Annotated in this window: 16 protein-coding genes and 1 pseudogene; 6 read left to right on the top strand and 11 right to left on the bottom strand. The window is 37.5% G+C overall.

Annotation, left to right across the window (positions count from 1 at the left end; genetic code table 11):
• Positions 1-121 precede the first annotated feature (121 nt).
• Entirely contained in the window at positions 122-631 is a 510-nt protein-coding gene (locus tag A0J48_RS03075) for a DUF2059 domain-containing protein (RefSeq protein ID WP_200320226.1), read from the top strand.
• A gap of 97 nt (positions 632-728) precedes the next feature.
• Here the strand turns inward: A0J48_RS03075 and trpC are convergent, their stop codons facing one another.
• The 3 genes from trpC to A0J48_RS03060 all read right to left on the bottom strand — a co-directional run bounded on the left by trpC (position 729) and on the right by A0J48_RS03060 (position 2,433).
• Positions 729-1,604 (bottom strand): indole-3-glycerol phosphate synthase TrpC, encoded by an 876-nt coding sequence (gene trpC, locus A0J48_RS03070; RefSeq protein ID WP_200320224.1) that lies wholly within the window; start codon positions 1,602-1,604, stop codon positions 729-731.
• Between the two features lie 90 nt (positions 1,605-1,694).
• Positions 1,695-1,973 carry a HetP family heterocyst commitment protein gene (locus tag A0J48_RS03065; RefSeq protein WP_200320222.1) on the bottom strand — a complete coding sequence of 93 codons (279 nt, stop codon included), beginning with the start codon at positions 1,971-1,973 and terminating at the stop codon, positions 1,695-1,697.
• 271 nt (positions 1,974-2,244) lie between these two features.
• On the bottom strand, positions 2,245-2,433 hold the full coding sequence (locus A0J48_RS03060; RefSeq protein ID WP_200320220.1) for a hypothetical protein: 189 nt from the start codon (positions 2,431-2,433) through the stop codon (positions 2,245-2,247).
• Positions 2,434-3,496: 1,063 nt separating this feature from the next.
• On the opposite strand from A0J48_RS03060, the gene A0J48_RS03055 reads away from it, so the two are divergent.
• Both A0J48_RS03055 and A0J48_RS03050 read left to right on the top strand, forming a co-directional pair.
• Positions 3,497-5,080 (top strand): sensor histidine kinase, encoded by a 1,584-nt coding sequence (locus tag A0J48_RS03055; protein ID WP_200320218.1) that lies wholly within the window; start codon positions 3,497-3,499, stop codon positions 5,078-5,080.
• 149 nt (positions 5,081-5,229) lie between these two features.
• Positions 5,230-6,090, top strand: a complete 861-nt coding sequence (locus tag A0J48_RS03050) for a response regulator transcription factor (protein WP_200320216.1) — start codon at positions 5,230-5,232, stop codon at positions 6,088-6,090.
• Here the strand turns inward: A0J48_RS03050 and A0J48_RS03045 are convergent.
• The 3 genes from A0J48_RS03045 to rsmA are packed head-to-tail and all read right to left on the bottom strand — an operon-like array spanning position 6,087 to position 8,273.
• Positions 6,087-6,410: a DUF3082 domain-containing protein gene (locus A0J48_RS03045; RefSeq protein ID WP_200320214.1), complete on the bottom strand. Its 324-nt coding sequence runs from the start codon at positions 6,408-6,410 to the stop codon at positions 6,087-6,089. The genes A0J48_RS03050 and A0J48_RS03045 overlap by 4 nt on opposite strands.
• 51 nt (positions 6,411-6,461) lie before the next feature.
• Positions 6,462-7,424 (bottom strand): 4-(cytidine 5'-diphospho)-2-C-methyl-D-erythritol kinase, encoded by a 963-nt coding sequence (gene ispE / locus A0J48_RS03040; RefSeq protein WP_200320212.1) that lies wholly within the window; start codon positions 7,422-7,424, stop codon positions 6,462-6,464.
• A 33-nt stretch (positions 7,425-7,457) separates the two neighbouring features.
• Complete coding sequence (gene rsmA / locus A0J48_RS03035) at positions 7,458-8,273, bottom strand: 16S rRNA (adenine(1518)-N(6)/adenine(1519)-N(6))-dimethyltransferase RsmA (protein WP_200320210.1); 816 nt, start codon at positions 8,271-8,273, stop codon at positions 7,458-7,460.
• 90 nt (positions 8,274-8,363) lie between these two features.
• Between rsmA and A0J48_RS03030 the strand changes: the two genes are divergently transcribed.
• The 3 genes from A0J48_RS03030 to A0J48_RS03025 all read left to right on the top strand — a co-directional run bounded on the left by A0J48_RS03030 (position 8,364) and on the right by A0J48_RS03025 (position 11,260).
• Positions 8,364-8,936, top strand: coding sequence for a sporulation/spore germination protein (locus A0J48_RS03030; RefSeq protein WP_200320311.1), 573 nt, complete (start codon positions 8,364-8,366; stop codon positions 8,934-8,936).
• Between the two features lie 251 nt (positions 8,937-9,187).
• Positions 9,188-9,310 carry a hypothetical protein gene (locus A0J48_RS27365; protein WP_267910268.1) on the top strand — a complete coding sequence of 41 codons (123 nt, stop codon included), beginning with the start codon at positions 9,188-9,190 and terminating at the stop codon, positions 9,308-9,310.
• A 258-nt stretch (positions 9,311-9,568) separates the two neighbouring features.
• Positions 9,569-11,260 carry an MBL fold metallo-hydrolase gene (locus tag A0J48_RS03025; RefSeq protein WP_200320208.1) on the top strand — a complete coding sequence of 564 codons (1,692 nt, stop codon included), beginning with the start codon at positions 9,569-9,571 and terminating at the stop codon, positions 11,258-11,260.
• Positions 11,261-11,292: 32 nt separating this feature from the next.
• On the opposite strand, the gene A0J48_RS03020 is transcribed toward A0J48_RS03025, so the two are convergent.
• The 5 genes and pseudogenes from A0J48_RS03020 to tnpA all read right to left on the bottom strand — a co-directional run.
• Positions 11,293-11,604 carry a DUF6679 family protein gene (locus A0J48_RS03020; protein WP_200320206.1) on the bottom strand — a complete coding sequence of 104 codons (312 nt, stop codon included), beginning with the start codon at positions 11,602-11,604 and terminating at the stop codon, positions 11,293-11,295.
• Positions 11,605-12,456: 852 nt separating this feature from the next.
• Positions 12,457-12,672 carry a hypothetical protein gene (locus A0J48_RS03015; RefSeq protein ID WP_200320204.1) on the bottom strand — a complete coding sequence of 72 codons (216 nt, stop codon included), beginning with the start codon at positions 12,670-12,672 and terminating at the stop codon, positions 12,457-12,459.
• A 539-nt stretch (positions 12,673-13,211) separates the two neighbouring features.
• Positions 13,212-14,000: a Nif3-like dinuclear metal center hexameric protein gene (locus A0J48_RS03010; protein ID WP_200320202.1), complete on the bottom strand. Its 789-nt coding sequence runs from the start codon at positions 13,998-14,000 to the stop codon at positions 13,212-13,214.
• A 137-nt stretch (positions 14,001-14,137) separates the two neighbouring features.
• Positions 14,138-15,496, bottom strand: a complete 1,359-nt coding sequence (locus A0J48_RS03005; RefSeq protein ID WP_200320200.1) for a protein kinase domain-containing protein — start codon at positions 15,494-15,496, stop codon at positions 14,138-14,140.
• Between the two features lie 995 nt (positions 15,497-16,491).
• Positions 16,492-16,728: pseudogene (gene tnpA, locus A0J48_RS03000) on the bottom strand (IS200/IS605 family transposase); the annotation flags it as partial.
• Positions 16,729-16,831: the final 103 nt, after the last annotated feature.

Genomic DNA, 16,831 nt, shown 5'->3' with positions numbered 1-16,831 from the left:
ATTGTTAAAGGCTGAGTGAATCAGCTTTGCAGTTTTCCATATATCGCTATCATTTTTTAAATTAGTATAAGTTATCATTAGTCTAGCTATGAAAACCTCAAATTATGAGAAAACAAAACTTATGAAGATACAATGTTTAATTCAAGCGGTAGTAGTTTCACTTCTCACAAATATAAATTTACCAGCATTTGCTCAAACTTCGACTCAAAGTCCCACATCTGGAAATGAAATTGTTGCTGATGCTCAAGACACTGAAAAAACTAACAACATCAAAAAATTGTTGGAAATTACAGGTACAAGAAACCTGACGCAACAAATACTCAAGCAAATGTTAAATTCCATGAAAGCTGAATATCCTCAAGTACCAGCTAAATTTTGGGATACTTTTGCGGCTGAACTCAACCCAGATGACATGATCAAAGAGTATATTCCTGTGTATAGTAAATATTTTACCAATGAAGATATTAAAGGCATGATAGCCTTTTATCAATCACCATTAGGGCAGAAAACCTTGACTCTACTTCCTCAAATTAGTCAAGATTCCACAGAAATTGGGATGAGATATGGCAGAGCCGCTGCCCAAAGAGCTATAGAAAAGTTACAATCGGAAGGATATATTCGCAATCCCTAACCATCAACAAAAACCATTGAGTATGTTAAGTTATCAGCTATCAACCATCAAGTAAATTAGAGTTAACTGATAACTGATAACTGATAACTATTCACTGTTAAAATCCCTTTTTCGCCAGGTCTTTATAGACGTGAGTTTTAGTCTTAATCAGACTCCGCACAGCTTCTTCTAAATTTTCTTGTTGCAGTAAAGAATCTCCCATCAAAACAGCATCAACACCAGCGTCAGCCATCAGAGATAAATGATCAGATGTTTCAATTCCTGACTCACTCACCACAAGAATACCTAAGTTTTGGATATGCGATCGCCTAGCTGCCATTAACTGCTGAGTAGTGCTAAGATTAACACTAAAATCTTCTAAACTGCGGTTATTAATTTCTATTATGCGTACATCTTCTAACTTGAGTACGCGATCTAATTCCCCTAAGTTATGGACTTCCAATACAGCATTCATTCCCAAGTAATGAATTACTCGCAGAAAGTTATGTATCTCTTCATCGGTGAGAATAGCTGCAATTAGCAAAACTGCATCCGCACCTGCTGCTCTGGCTAAATAAATTTGGCAAGGATCAAGAATGAAATCTTTGCACAACAGAGGTAATGCTATCCGATGCCGAATAGTACGCAGATGGTCAAAACCACCCTGAAAAAACTTTTGGTCAGTAACAACAGATATACAAGTTGCTCCACCACGTTCATAAGATTTAGCGATCGCCAATGGATCAAAATCTAAACTGATTATATCTTGATGAGGTAGTGTTCTCTTTACCTCTGTAATCAAGCTAGGTTTGTGAAGACTCTGCTGTAAAGCAGTAAAAAAATCTCGTACAGTAGGAGCAGCCGTTAACTGACGCTGTAAAGATGCAAAGGACATTTCTTGATGCATTTGTGCAACTTCCAGCTTTTTCTGCCATACAATCTCTCGCAGTATGGGTTGCAACCGACTATTATAAATAGAAACAGGGTAAATCATACTCAAAATGGATTAACAACTAATGTGAAGAAGAATTTAGGTGTCAGGAGTCACCTGCTATAAATCAACAACTACTTTTAACACTTCCTCTCATAAACGTATCCAACGCGATTTCATATCAAACATTTCTACTTCTTTTTTAGAGGTTTGCTCTTGCTGAGAACCACCCAATAGACAATTAGTTTTCAGCAACCTGATATAAGTGCGGTAAGGTATATAATCAATAGGATTATGTCCAGAAAAACGTAAAAGTAAAACACAAGCCCAGGAATACTTACCAGCTATAATTGCTTTAACTATTTGTTCAATTTGTTCAGTGTTAATTTTTTTATTGATTTGTCTATTGTAATCAACTATATTTTGGCTCATAGTATGCACTCCTATCTATGTGTGAATAAAAAACGTAAGCATTCAGTTATCAGTGGTCAGCAGTCAGCTAAAACTAGTTTTGAGACTGAGTTTAAGGATTTGTTTTGGGGAAACTTACACCAAACTTAATTAGTAATCCTTTGATCAGAATGCTCATAAATTCATGCTTGAAACTTGCTGATAGCTGACGGCTGAATGCTTACCTTTGTTAAGCCTACTCAAAGTTCAACCTTGGATACATGAACTATTTTTTGATTGACTTGTCTATTTTTTAGGTGTTGATATTTTCTTGATTATCTTTGAGATCCTCAACTTCTTCAATAAATTTAACATCTTGTGGTTCACGCAATGCTAACCCATAGCTTACGCCTAGGCGTAGCCTGTCAGCAGGATTTATAATTGAATATTTCTCTAGTCCTGCCAAAATTTTTTCATCCATAAAATACAGAAATTTAGGCATTGAACAAGGTTCTTAAAGGTTACAATGCCTGCCCATGATTTGAGTTTAATTGATTTGTATTTCTCAATACATCTATTCTTTACAAAATATCTATCTGTGGGTATATATTTAATCATTAACCACATATTGGTTAAGCAAATAAATCTTTCTTGAGAAGGATGACTTGGCATATTTTTATATAGTTAAATGACTGAAATAGCAAATTAAAATAATTCAAAAAAAAACAAGTAAGTTTTTCTATTTACAAACAGACTTTAGGGTAAAAACTAAAGAAATAAAATTTGACAAAATAGCTATTTCATGTTTAACAAAATTCTTGATTTAGGTATTTGCTATATCAATCCTACCCCAATCATGAGAAAATACGTGGATAAAAATCCTTGCTTGATAAGCATTTGAGCCTTGTTTAACTCTCCCGTATCATTCAGGATTGCTATATCTGAATTTCTCAGTTGTTAACTAATAAATCAGTCCTCAATACCAGATTAGGTTTTCAGTTAGGAAGTTGTCAGTAAATTTGGATAAAGGTTTTTCTCCTTTCCCCTTTCTTTTTGACTGCGTTTTTTGAATAAATCCCTAAATGTTCCCTATGATTTTTCAGTGATAAAAATTTTTATGCTGGTTTTTTAACTACAAAAATCACTTAACCCAGGAAATAATTTCATTATGATATGCAATGGGAGAATCACAATTTCGCCAAAATAACCGCAGCAATACTAAAAACTCTCTTAGAGGATATCTGATAGCTTGCGTAGCGTAGCCATAAACTTATTCCTGTAGTATCTAACACTCGTATATCCTCCTAAAAAAAGAGGACTTTGAGTAAGTTATCCCCCCTTTTTAAGAGAGTTCAAGGGGGATATTGATCAATTTTCCAAAAAATCAACTTACACATTTGGGCTGCTCTCTATGCAACAAACTTGAAGATTTGATTTTCTTATTGCTAAAATCAAAATCATTCAATCTTTTAGTGTAATTAATCATGGATTGTAATTCACCAGTTATTTATACACTTAATTACTGGCAATAATAAAAAAAATAATTATCAGGAGTAAATACAAATATGAATTATGGTGATTCCACCTTACAAAAATCAAATTCTCAATTATTTTTACAGCCGGAAGCAAATTGGAAACTTGCTGATTTTCTGATCAATCAATTTATGGATGCTGCATTTTGTATCGGAAAAAATGGAGAATTTCTCTATGTTAACAATGCCACCTGCTATCTAACGGAATATTCTCGTCAAGAATTGCTATCTATGCAGCTAGGTGATTTAGATACTGATTTTTCATTACACAACTGGTTAGAGCAATGGCAACGTCTAAAAAATATGGATAGCATCTCCTTTAAATCTCGATACCGTACAAAAGGAGGACGAATATTTTTAGGAGAAATAGATATGATCTGGATAAAATACCAAGACAATGAATTTGGCTGTGCTGTCATCCGAAAAAAAGATGATGAATTAGTAGGATTGAGTGTAAAAAAATTGATTTATGAACACAGAAATAGCCAACAATATCTACAAACTAAGATTGGCAATATTCACTACATTGATGAATCCCAAAAATTGAGAGAATGTAGATTTCGGATTTTATTAGAATCTATTAACGTCGGTATTTTTATAATTAAAGATCAGCAAATTTGTTATGTAAATTCAACTGCGGAGTTACTCACAGGCTACACAGAAAAGGAATTGTTGACAGAATTAGATTTTAATCAACTCATCAAAAGTAAAACATCCCAACCTGGTGCAACAAATAATTCTGAATATAACGAGATAAAAATTATCACCAAAGATGGTACTGAGAGATGGTTATTTGGTATGGTAACTCGGTGTAATGACGTGATAGATTTTGATGATAAAAAAGTTGAAATTTTCACTCTTATGGATATTACAAATTACAAATATGCAGAATTAGAATTGCATCAGACTTTAGAACAAACAAAACAACTCAGTGAACTGAGAGCGCATCTTGTGGCTATAGTCTGTCATCAATTTCGTACTCCACTCAATGTTATTTCCTTTTCTAACAGCTTGATAAAACGCAACGTAGATACATGGAAAAGCGAAAAAATACTACCTTTTGTTAAGCATATTCAAACAGGGGTTGAACAAATAAATCAGATATTAGATGATATTTTACTCTTAGCTAAAGCAGAATCAGTACAATTTAGTTGTCAAACTGAACAAATTAATTTAGTTGAATTTTGTCAGGAAATAATATCAAAAATTATTATAATTAAGGGTGATCATCATATTGATTTTAATTATCAAGAAACCTGTTTCAACGTTTGGTTGGATAAAAAACTGGTAGAGCCAATTTTAAATAATTTAATCGAAAACGCTATTAAATATTCTCCTCTTGGAAGTGTTGTAAATCTGCAAGTTAATTGTGATCATAAGCAAGTCATATTTCAGGTTAAAGACCAGGGTATTGCCATTCCTGAAATAGATCAGCACAGACTTTTTGAACCTTTTTATCGAGGTAGTAATATTGATAATATTCCCGGTACTGGACTAGGTTTATCCATTGTTAAAACCCTTGTTAATTTACATGGAGGTCAAATGACAGTAACAAGTAAAGCGGGTGTAGGGACTACATTTACTGTGGTACTACCATCAATTCCCTATCCTCAGTAGTAGGAGTAGAAAAATTCATTCTTTTTCATTAACTACTGATAGCAGAGCTTGGCTTAAGTCCTATTTCTCCTGTCACTTATTTAGAATACAGTTCTCCTGAACACACATTTTGTTAATCATTCCCGGTTACAACTTTTATTGGGTACAAAATGATGCACGAATCGTCAAAAAAAATTCTGGTAATAGAAGATGATGCTGCTACCCGCCATATCTTCTTAGACGGTCTTGAGGCTGAAGGTTTTGTCACGATAGGGGCAGAAAACGGTTTAGCTGGTATCCAGCAAGCACAAGCGCATTTACCTGATTTGGTAATTTGTGATCTGATCATGCCAGATATGGACGGTTACAGTGTTTTAACTAAGCTGCGTCAAGATCATCTAACTGCTATTATTCCTTTAATTTTTCTCACAGCTAGTAATACTAAAACATCTCTGAGAAAAGCTATGGAGTTGGGAGCAGACGATTATTTAAGTAAACCTTGTACAGTCGATGAGTTGCTAAAAGCAATTAATATCCGACTAGAAAAACAAGCTATTTTTCAAAGATGGTATGCCAATAATTCTCATAATTCTCAATCATCACCAGAAATAACCCCTAAATCAGAAAATTCTGAATCAATTTTTCCTAATCTTCCCCACCTTCAACAAGTTTTTGACTATATTGAACGTCATTACCATCAAGGGATTACTTTGTCTGATGTAGCGGAAGCTGTTGGTTATTCTTCTCCTTATTTAACTAATCAAGTAGCCAAACAAACAGGAGAAAGTGTCAATGTTTGGATTGTCAAACGCCGCATGGCGGCTGCTTGTTCCTTACTAAAAAACACTAATCTGACAATTGAAGAAATTGCTACCAAAATAGGCTATCAAAATGCCTGTCATTTTTCTCGCCAGTTTCGTCAATATCACCATTTGTCTCCCACAATTTGGCGAAAAGAAAATCAATCACGTCAAGTTTCACAACCTACCAAGCTGCAATTCCTCAAAAATCATTCTCAATTAGTAAGTTAACTATTCTTGGGTTGTTTTAACTGCTGCAATAATAATTGCATTCCTAAAGTTAATAAACCCAAGGCTACTATACCAAATACCCCCGTTCCTAAAGCCATAATACCGACAACCAGGGTGCGGACAGCAGAGGATATATTCAGCACTATAGGGTTATTGGAATGAATTGGTTTGTTGGCAAAACTGGTGGCGATCGCCATCATTAATGAATAAGCTGCAAAGGCCAATGCTGACGAAATTGTCGCCCCTATTATACAACGTAATGGTGTTGTCTGTTTTTCGTCAGGGGTATCTTGTGATGGTGTAATATTTGGTTCATTCATAATAGGGTGTGGGGAATAGAGTTTCTTCTTTTTACTGTCACCTGTCACCTGTCACCTGTCACCTGTTTCCTGTAATATTTGTATGCCATTGGCGATGGTCTGAGTAACAAACAATTCTAAATCTTCGTCAGGAATTGCGGTTCTGATTTGCTGCTTGACTACTTCCGCTTGTGCTTTTGATTCAACAATGGCAAATACCGAAGGACCAGAACCTGACATCATCGTGCCTATAACCCCTTCTTGACTAGCAAATAATTCTCGCAGTTGTAATACTTTGGGATAAGCTGGCAAAACTACTTTTTCTAAATCATTGTGCAGTTTTTGGGATATTTTCGCTGCATCTTTATCTAAAATAGCTTTGACGATTTCTCCTGAATGCACAGCATTAGCACGGGCAGCTAAATCTTCAGTATTTTTAACATAAGTATTAGCAAATTCTTGTCTATAGGTTTGATATGCCCAAGGTGTAGAAACTTCTAGACTGCGATATTTAGCTAATACTAGATGAATATGATTTAAACTTGGCAAAGGAGCAAGTTGTTCACCTCTACCAGTAGCAATTACTGTTCCGCCAGCAATACAAAATGGCACATCTGAACCGAGACTTGCACCCAATTCTTCTAATTCCGATTTAGTTAATCCCAAGTTCCAGAGTAAATCTATCCCTACTAATACTGCTGCTGCATTTGTTGAACCTCCAGCTAAACCGGCAGCTACAGGAATACGCTTTTTGACAGTAATATCAATACCACCAAAATTACTAAAAGCGCCGGGAAATTGGTTCGCCATTAATTCAGCAGCCCGGTAAGCTAAATTACTTTTGTCTGTAGGTACTTGAGGATGATTACAGTAAACACGAATTGCTTCAGTGCTGGCAGGGTGTAAATCAATTTGGTCTGCAAGATCAATGCTTTGCATGATCATTGCTAACTCATGATATCCATCAGGGCGTGAGCCAATGATTTCTAAATATAAGTTAATTTTTGCAGGTGCAATTAAGCTATAAGAACGCATTTTGAGTGCTGAGTACCGAGTGCTGAGTTGTAGTTACTGAGGAGTTAAACAGTTACTTAAATTGACCCACTGTGTAACGCTGAGGTCTTCGGCGCGAACTTGGGGATTGATTTCTAATTGTTCCAGTAATTGAGTCAAGCGATCGCGTTCAATTACCGATTGCAAATTATTTCTTAACATTTTCCGTTTCGCTCCAAATCCCAATTTAACCAGATTTTCTAACTTTTTGGGGTCATTGGCTACAATTTCTATCTGTCGGGGTAGCAATCTCACTACAGCGGAATCAACTTTTGGTGGTGGGTAAAATGCACCAGCAGGAACTGTACAAATCAACTCACAATCTGCCAAATACTGCACCCGCACCGACAGCGCCCCAAAAGTTCTTGACCCTGGGTTAGCATACAATCTTTCTGCTACTTCTTTTTGTATCAGTAGCACAATAGAATCATAAGGTTCTGGGTTAGGATTAGCTATAGTACCCAATAGTTTTTCAATGATTGGGCCAGTGATATTATAAGGAATATTGGCTACAACTTTATTTTGTTTTTGGAACTTAGGAAAAGCTGTCAGTTGAGATGGGACATCAAGGGTCAAAAAATCCCCTTGCAGCAGTAAAAAATTTTCTCTTTCTCCTAGTTGTTTTACCAGTAATTTACACAAATCACGGTCAATTTCTACAGCCAGTAGAGAGTGAACTAAAGGCAATAAACGCTTAGTCAGAATCCCTGTACCGGGTCCAATTTCCAGAATCCTGTCATTTTCTTGACACTCGGCTGCTGTGACAATAGAGTTAAGTGCCTTTTCACTTTTTAGCCAATGTTGAGCAAATTGCTTGCGCGGTTGCACCATTTATATTTGTTTCTCCATATTTTATTTCTTACCTGTTTGACTTCTTAACGCTAATTGCTGTTATAGTTTACTTCATCTAGAAACATGACTATGAACCTGAAAAAATATATTTTTTCTCTAGTTTTATTAGCAGTTTGCACCAGCATTAGCAGTTGCAATTCCAGCGATACATCTAATAATACAACTTCAGCACCTACACCAAACAGCACTGTTTCCCCAACACCCCTAAATTCTCCCATCGCATCTCAACCATTCTCCACCCAGCCATCTCCTACTGATCAGCCACCCACTTCAGGCTCAAAAGCTGTTTCTGGTAAAACCACTAATGTCACCCTATACACAAGCGATGCTCAATGTCAAAACTATGTTTCACAACAAACTTCAGTGTCAGCCGATGAACCCATTAACGAAGCTGTAGGTAAAGTTTTACAGCAGCGAGAAACAGCAGATTTTAGCTTGGTTGGGTATCGTGTTAACGTCAACAATGGAGTTGCGATAATTGATTTACGAATTGCTCCTGAGTCTAAGCGACAAATGGCATCTCTTTCTAGTTGTGAGCAGTTTGCATTATTTGGTAGTCTCCGCAAAACCTTAACCAGTAATGCCCAATGGAACATTAAAGAAGTGCGCTTCACTGAGAAGGGAGAGCAAATAGCTCTTTAAATAGGTGACAGGTGACACAGAAGAAGCAGGGGAGCAGGGAGCAGGGAGCAGGGGGAAAAATCAAGTCAAAAGTCATGCATTCAAAAGTCAAAATTAAGAACTCTTGCCTTTTATCAATGCCCCATGCCCACTTGCCCTGAGCGAAGCCGAAGGGATGCCCCATGCCCAAAGTAAAGATTTTCTAGCGATTCTGCCCAAATAGAGAATCAGACTATTACTATAAAAAATATTTAGCTAAGGAGGGTAAACAGATGGATGTTAAGCTGATTTTAGTAGGATTAACCGTTATATTTACCTTTGCGTGCTTATTTTTTGGCACAAAAAACGGATTTTATGATTCAGATAACTATCATGGCAACGGTTCAGCACATTAATAATGCAAGTTGCTAGTTTTAGTTGGGATGCAAAAGGCAGGTGACAGGTGAGAAAATTTTAGATTTTAGATTTTAGATTTTAGATTGAAGTTGCTCAAAACAATCCAAAACAGGACGGGAGCAAAACTAACGGAATTCTGTCATTCTGAACGTAGCGTCAGGAGATTGAAGAATCTCCCTAGTCCAACGCTATCCAAAATCCAAAATCCAAAATCCAAAATAAAGAACACCCTACACCCTTTTATGGAGCAGAAAAGCATGAGAGATGATCTATCGGTATCCTCTCGTTTTGATGCTGGTGATATGGCTAGTGAATTGGAATGTCTGTCCTATAGTGTTCAGCATGAAGATGAAGGTGTCTGTCTACTAGTGAAAATGGGGCCACACCGGATTTTATTAGATTGTGGTTTGGCGGATATTTCATCCTTGACGAGGGGAATTACTAAATCAGCACAAAAAGGTAGTTCACCATTACCAGCAGATTTAGTCTTAATTAGTCATGCTCATCCAGATCATGCTAGGGGGTTGCTGGCGCTAAATCAAGCTTTTCCGTTGTTACCCATCTATGGTAGTGAGGTGACTAGTAAGTTATTGCCTCTCAATTGGCCAGAAGAATATTCTGAGGAAATTCCTTCATTTTGTCAGGCCCTACCTTTGCGATCGCCCATCGAAATTCAAGAAAATCTAGTTGTAGAATTATTTCCCGCCGGACATCTACCAGGGGCTGTGGCCATTCTCCTCACTTACCACACCCAACACCGTGATTACAAATTACTGTACACAGGTGATTTTTTCCTATCTAACTCTCGACTGGTAGAGGGGTTACGGTTAGAAGAATTACGGGGTTTAAATTTAAATGTGTTGTTAATTGAGGGCAGTTACGGCACATCCCGCCATCCCCACCGTCGTCACCAAGAAAATCAACTAGCGGAAAGAATTAATCGGGCGATCGCAGACCACTGTTCTATCATTTTACCCACACCCGCCCTCGGTTTAGGCCAAGAATTGCTGATGTTGTTACGTTCTCATCATCATTTTACAGGTCGGGATTTAGACATTTGGGTTGATGGTGCTGTGGCTACAGGTTGCGATGCCTATTTGGAACTTTTAGCCCATCTTCCGGCATCTGTCCAAAATTTTGCCCGTCATCAGCCCCTATTTTGGGATGAACGAGTTCGTCCCCGTGTACGGCGCTTAAAAGTAGAAAATTTGGCAACTTTGGGACATTCACCCTGTATTGTCCTCACTGACTCCAGTGCGGATTTAAGTAAATATTGTCAACCCAACACAGGCCCTTGGCTAATTCTCCTACCAGAAAAAATTGACATTAAAGTTAATCAAGAATATTTAGCGCCCACGACTTTTGAAAGCTATCTTTTAGCTCAACATAGTGATGGACCCGGAACAACCCAACTAATTCACAATTTACGACCCCAGCACGTTGTGTTTGTTCACGGTTCACCTGCCTACTTAGCTGACTTAACTAGTTTAGAAGAGTTACAAAATCGTTACCATATCCATTCTCCAGCCGCTGGCATTTTGGTAGAATTGCCCATTGGCGAAACGTTTTTACAGCCTTCTGCACCAGAAACCAACTATGAAGGCGAGTTAACAGAGTTAGAAAAAGTAATTACAATCTCTCTCCCAGATGCAATTACAGCTGATCCCCGTTGGCAGCAATTTGCTGATACTGGTTTAATAGAAGCCCGTTGGCAAGGAGAAGAGTTGATACTAAGAGGCTTGTCTCAAAGAGAACTCCTCAACCAAAATACTGTAGACCTCACCCGCAGCAGGTATCCCTATACATGGTCTGACCTAGAATGTTGTGGTACGTGCAAATACCAAAGGGGGCAACGGTGTTGGAATCCCGCTGCCCCGTTGTATAACTTTAAAGTTACCCTTGAAGGTTACTGTCCTGCCTTTGAAAACCTGTCTCATCAAGAATCCTGAGTCGTAGTTAAAACATCAGAATTCGTCCTTAATTATTCTGGATTCAAATCCGTGAAACGGTTGCGTATCCGCTCCGACTCAGGACAATCTTCAGTCATGAGAGGCTCTACATTACCCCGTGGTACGGAAGCTAATTTTTGCGTTACAGCGCCAATGCTTTCTAGGCGAACCATCTCTTCCCAAGAACAAACTTCGTCTTCTTCATCTGTTTCATAGCGTAGAGTCACTAAATCACCCTCTATATCAATGATGCGGGCGCGCTCTATCCAGCGTTGCTGATCCCGCAAAAAAACACATACCTCCCGCCCGTCGCAACACAGTTGATAAATCTTGCGGTGTAGCATGTACAGCTTCTGCCTTTTTAAACAACGTAGTTAAACCTGTGAAAATATGGGTCTTACCCCAATAAGATACACCCTCCAGAGTTCAATTTCACCTTTTGTGAACTAGTGTGTCTAGTAACCCAATCTTACAACGACTCGATTTTGGTAGTCAGAAATAGGAAAATCTTGGGTCATAAACCAGTGGTTACTGCATTAGCTGAACTCAATCTCTTTTGGGTCAATGCTAGAGAATGTCTACTTCATAGAAGTCAAACATCTGGAGGAGTTGTCCTAACCAGGTTAAGGTGTGGTGGTGATTCCTTATTACCATTATGTAATAAATAGTACTGCAAAACAAGCGATAATTGCGGTTGTTTGAGTTGCCTACTTGTAGTCATTGGCATTTTTAGGAAGTCTGGGGACTTGGCTATACTTTTAACCCTAATGTATTTGATCTTAACTCATTCTCACCCTGAGCTTCATGGTTTTACACAACAATACCTGAATAGTTTTCAGGTTTTCTTTGTAATTAATTGTAATACAAAATGTAACTGATTCAATAATAACTAGGACTTAGGCAAAAAAACGAAAAATCAAGGGTTTTGACAAAGGGGTAAAGTGATGGAAAAATCCAGGTTGAGGAGAGGAAAACCCCTACACCCCTACACCTTTACACCCAGCTTCGTTAACATAAGTTTAGAAGCAAGGCAGTGATAAATTATTTTCCCTTGCTCCCTATTCCCTATTTTTTTTAATTTTTAATTTTTTGGGGCAGGCTTTTCAGTCTACCCCATAGAAAGTCTATTCGCTGCCAGTGGTAAAGGCCAAGGTGCAAGTAAGTCTAGCTTCATATTTAGTTTGATTGGGCATTTCTTAGTGAGTTTTGTTGAGTACAGGCAATTCGATCAGGATCTTACAGGAAGCTTCGCGTTTAATTTTACCTATGCGGATTGCTTCGTATAGAGCAGTAAGAGCTTTTAAATCCTCTGACTGATAGCATCTAGTAGTCAGTACCTGATGGAGTAAACCCTCTGATTCAACACTGAGATAGCCGGTTTGGAAAGCAGATGCAATAAGTGTGCGAATCATGATAAATGGGGCGTAATGAACGATTTATCATTTCTAGTGTCGGACACTCTCTCCCTAAATACATTGATGTGGGACAGCAAAGATTAGTGATTGTAATTACAAAAATCTTGTGATCAGCATCACGAATCAAAAATACAAATCCTATAGTATATACATTTTTGTCTAAGCACGGAGAAAAGATAAGCGTAAAAAAGCACTATAAAATTTTATAGGGCATAAATATATAAGTATTTAATTATACTGAATTTTTATAAAAAAAGCAAATAACACTAATTAGAAATTCAAAAGATAGGGAACAGGAAATAGGCGAAAGGTCACTCGATTTTGGATTGACTAATTTTTTTAATCTTAGGGCTGACGCACGAATCACGGAATATCGTATCCCTGACGGGAGCCGTCAGGCATACCGCAGAGGACGCAGAGGACGCAGAGGACACGGAGGAATAAGAGTTTTGGAGGATTTTTGCGTAAGTCCTGAATCTAAAATCTAAAATCTAAAATTCCCCCCCACATCCTCCCGATTGCCTTTTGCCTCATAGTCAGATCAAAAACTGGCGGAAGTCTTCATCCTTTTGACTTAGCTGTACCCAATCTAAGTTGAGTGACTGGAATTTTTGTGCCAAGCGATCGCAGGACGGGCGCTCACTGGCATAATGTCCAACGTCAATGAGAATCAATCCTTGATCTCGACTTTCCTGAAATTGATGGAACTTACAGTCAGCGGTGACATAGACTTGGGCGTTGGTTTTCACGACGGCTGAAATAAAACCTGCACCTGAACCACCCAAAACCGCAACTCGTGAAATCTTTTGCTGTAAGTCAGCAGTGGGCGAAAAAATCAGCTTTGGGGGCTTCAGTAGAGTTTGAATAGTGGTGAGTAATTCCTGTAATTTTAATGATGGTTGTAGCTCTCCCACACGCCCATATCCTAATCCAGCTTGGGTGGGAACTATAGGCGATACTGATTGCAATTGTAGCATCTGTGCTAAAACATCCGCTGTGCCATCATTTACCTGGTCAAAATTTGTATGGGCGCTGTAGATACCAATGTTGTGAGTAAACGCTAACCGCACCATTTCTGTGAGTGCATCCCCAGTGCGAAGAGATTTGAGAGGATGAAAAATTAGGGGATGATGGGCAAAAATCAGATTAGCATTGAGGGCGATCGCTTCTGTCATCACCTCTAAAGTTGGTGTCAAACACACTAATACCCGTGCTTCTTTCAATAACACACCAGGTTCAATTTGCCAACCGCAATTATCCCAGCTTTCACACCAAGCCGGATTAGCCCATTCTTCAAACCAGGTGATTAAATCCGCAATTTTCATGAGATATTTCAGTTGTGATTTTAAGTAATTACACAGATATTTGATGATCCCATCATTGTATCGTCAATTGAGTTACTAATTGTCATCTTGTAACTGCGCTTTTAAGTGGCTTTGCTTATATGTAACTAAGAAAATAGTTAATAAATAGTTTTTATTAATGCCTGTTTAAACTCTTCCGCAGTTTGAAAAGTAATTTGCGGCTTTTCCACTAAAGCTAAATCTATCACTTGCGCTAACTTGTGAGGAATAGTATTATTACGCCGATGAATAGGTACTGGATCATTTTGCAAGACAGCTAACCAAGGATCGCCTGTAAAATCTCGTGGGAAATATCCCGTTAACATATTATATAAACAAGCTGCTGTTGCCCAAACATCAACCGCTGGTAGTGCATTTTTAAAATCTAGTACCTGTTGACGTGGTATAAATGCAGGTGTCCCCATCTGTGTTCCTGTCAAAGACTGCCCACTTAAACCTGCTAAATCAAAGGCTTTTGCTAAACCATAATCTCCTATTTTCGCAACTGCGTTTCCATTTACATAGGTGATTAAAATATTGTTGGGATTTAAATCTCGGTGAACCAAGCCTGTAATTTTTTCTGTTTTCTCATTACCTGATTCAACATCAGCAATTTCTACGTGATGGGCATATATTAAACCATCTAAAACTTGAAGAATTATGTCTACAGCTACATTAACAGGTACACGCCATCCTAACTTTTGCATGAAGTCCCAAATGTTACCACCTTCACAATACTCCATGACAAAAAAGAAAGTTTCTTCAGCAAACCCATAATTTAACAACGGTACTATATGAGGATTTGTTAAAAGTTTGGCATTTTCTGCTTCCCGCAGAAACATTTCTACACTTTCTTCTTTAGCACACACAGCAGGTATCATTACTTTGATAGCCACGTATTTTCTTAACTGACTGTGTTCGGCTAAAAATACCTCACCTAATCCACCTTTTCCCAAGGATTTTACTAATTTATAGCCGGCAATAGGTTGGAGGTTTTTATCACCTTGTAATGACAACTTGATCAAATTTTGAATACTACTTAAAAAGGAGGGATTTTTTTGGGATATTTTTTCTTCTTCTTTCAGAATATTTGGTGTTTCACTTTGTTCTGGCTCTCCCAAATCTACACCAACTTTGAAAATAGTATCACCTAACTTAAGTTCATCGCCATTTTGTAAATCATATTCTGGATGTTCTAATTTTACAGCTTCTTGTGCCGTTTGATGACGCTGCCTTTGACCAATTTTTTTACCATTTACAAAAGTACCGTTTAAACTCCCTAAATCCCGTACCCGAATATCTGGAGGATTAATATCCAACAGGCAATGATAGCGAGAAATAGTCATATCAATTTCCTTAGCTAATTGTAAGTTACAATCAGCATTTCTGCCTATAATACAGGTACTACGGGATGCAAATATATATTGCTTCCCAGCTAGTTTACCTTCAGAGATGGTGAGTATAATTTTAGATGGCATGAGAAAGTTTAAACATTAAGACTAAATAGAAGTGAACCAAAACTTTTGTTACCAATTGGAAATTGATATTTCTTGTATATTGTACAATCAAACTAGTATTGCTCAGTTATGGGCTTGAATCTAGGTTTTTTCCTATTCTTTACTCCCTCTCTCAAGTCTATACTATGGGGGAGCGGCCCCATGAAAGCCAAAATAAACGCAGCAATACTAAAAACTCTCTTAAACCCTCTTAACTTTGTGTCCTTTGCGTTCTTTGCGGTTGATTCATATCAAGCCTGGGAGCAATTGCCTTTCTTTCCAAAAAATAAACTTACACAGTTGGGATGCTCCCATACTATTGTCCTAAAAAACCCGCAAACAGTAGAGGTAAGAGTATCAGAGCAGAGGCAATCAAAACGAGAGTTGCTGGATCAATTTTAATATGATTTTTCTGTGGATCACGCATTTGGTAATGTTCCTAAAAATAGGTACTTTAACTCAGACTGAATTAGATATAACCTTTTTTCACATCTATTTTCACATTTAATTGAGTTGAGAAATGTAAAGTAAATCGACTTCATTTCTTCCAAGGAAGTTTAGTACCCATTTCAGTGTACGCAGAAAAAATGAGATAGAGAATGAGTAAAGTAACACCTACAATAAACGCTAGTAAATCCTTATCCATAGTTATACTGAACATCACCAATGATTAAATTAAGTATATTAACGCAAGTTGATAATTAAAAGTAGTTCAATTTGCGGCACACTAAACCCTATGAATGGATACACCACTTCCTGGAGTCACACTCCTTATTCTTTGTAAAGAGGGGGAAAGGAGAAGGGGAAAAAGGGTGATAAAAAACCTTATTCCCTTTACCCAGTCCAACTCACAACTTTTTGGTTGTTTATCAAGCAGTCTTCTATCTAAATTTATGAAAATTTATTAATAATTGTATATTTTCTATTGAAAATAAAACATCTGTAAAATAAATATATCTTTACAATCAAAATGTCATTATGCATTTACTAAGTTCAACGTCTGGATGGTATTGAAAAAGTACATGAACATGGTCTTCCTCTCCGTTGAACTCAATCAGTTTGCAATCCCACTGTTCTAGTAATTCCTCAACTATAGTATTCAATCTGGCTAGCATGTCTGCCGTGAAAGCCTTGCGTCGATACTTAGTCACTAAAACCAAGTGAACTTTCAAGTCACTTACTGACCTTCCTTTAGAAACAAGATCATTTTTCATCTTTTCGTAATTCGCTTCCAACTCAGTGTATACTAAAACAGTAACACTTACTAGGTCGAACAAGTGAGAACATCCTATCAGTACCGCTTCAAGCCAACAAAAG

The organism is Sphaerospermopsis aphanizomenoides BCCUSP55 (assembly GCF_001586785.1).
Taxonomy (GTDB): domain Bacteria; phylum Cyanobacteriota; class Cyanobacteriia; order Cyanobacteriales; family Nostocaceae; genus Sphaerospermopsis_A; species Sphaerospermopsis_A aphanizomenoides_A.
Note: the sequence above shows the minus strand (reverse complement) of the source record. Positions and strands in the feature narration are given on the sequence as shown.

Bases quoted from the DNA above. Each gene is read 5' to 3' on its own strand.
- A0J48_RS03075 (WP_200320226.1), top strand. From the start codon at position 122: ATGAAGATACAATGTTTAATTCAAGCGGTAGTAGTTTCACTTCTCACA.
- trpC (WP_200320224.1), bottom strand. From the start codon at position 1,604: ATGATTTACCCTGTTTCTATTTATAATAGTCGGTTGCAACCCATACTG.
- A0J48_RS03065 (WP_200320222.1), bottom strand. From the start codon at position 1,973: ATGAGCCAAAATATAGTTGATTACAATAGACAAATCAATAAAAAAATT.
- A0J48_RS03060 (WP_200320220.1), bottom strand. From the start codon at position 2,433: ATGCCTAAATTTCTGTATTTTATGGATGAAAAAATTTTGGCAGGACTA.
- A0J48_RS03055 (WP_200320218.1), top strand. From the start codon at position 3,497: ATGAATTATGGTGATTCCACCTTACAAAAATCAAATTCTCAATTATTT.
- A0J48_RS03050 (WP_200320216.1), top strand. From the start codon at position 5,230: ATGATGCACGAATCGTCAAAAAAAATTCTGGTAATAGAAGATGATGCT.
- A0J48_RS03045 (WP_200320214.1), bottom strand. From the start codon at position 6,410: ATGAATGAACCAAATATTACACCATCACAAGATACCCCTGACGAAAAA.
- ispE (WP_200320212.1), bottom strand. From the start codon at position 7,424: ATGCGTTCTTATAGCTTAATTGCACCTGCAAAAATTAACTTATATTTA.
- rsmA (WP_200320210.1), bottom strand. From the start codon at position 8,273: ATGGTGCAACCGCGCAAGCAATTTGCTCAACATTGGCTAAAAAGTGAA.
- A0J48_RS03030 (WP_200320311.1), top strand. From the start codon at position 8,364: ATGAACCTGAAAAAATATATTTTTTCTCTAGTTTTATTAGCAGTTTGC.
- A0J48_RS27365 (WP_267910268.1), top strand. From the start codon at position 9,188: ATGGATGTTAAGCTGATTTTAGTAGGATTAACCGTTATATTTACCTTT.
- A0J48_RS03025 (WP_200320208.1), top strand. From the start codon at position 9,569: ATGAGAGATGATCTATCGGTATCCTCTCGTTTTGATGCTGGTGATATG.
- A0J48_RS03020 (WP_200320206.1), bottom strand. From the start codon at position 11,604: ATGCTACACCGCAAGATTTATCAACTGTGTTGCGACGGGCGGGAGGTA.
- A0J48_RS03015 (WP_200320204.1), bottom strand. From the start codon at position 12,672: ATGATTCGCACACTTATTGCATCTGCTTTCCAAACCGGCTATCTCAGT.
- A0J48_RS03010 (WP_200320202.1), bottom strand. From the start codon at position 14,000: ATGAAAATTGCGGATTTAATCACCTGGTTTGAAGAATGGGCTAATCCG.
- A0J48_RS03005 (WP_200320200.1), bottom strand. From the start codon at position 15,496: ATGCCATCTAAAATTATACTCACCATCTCTGAAGGTAAACTAGCTGGG.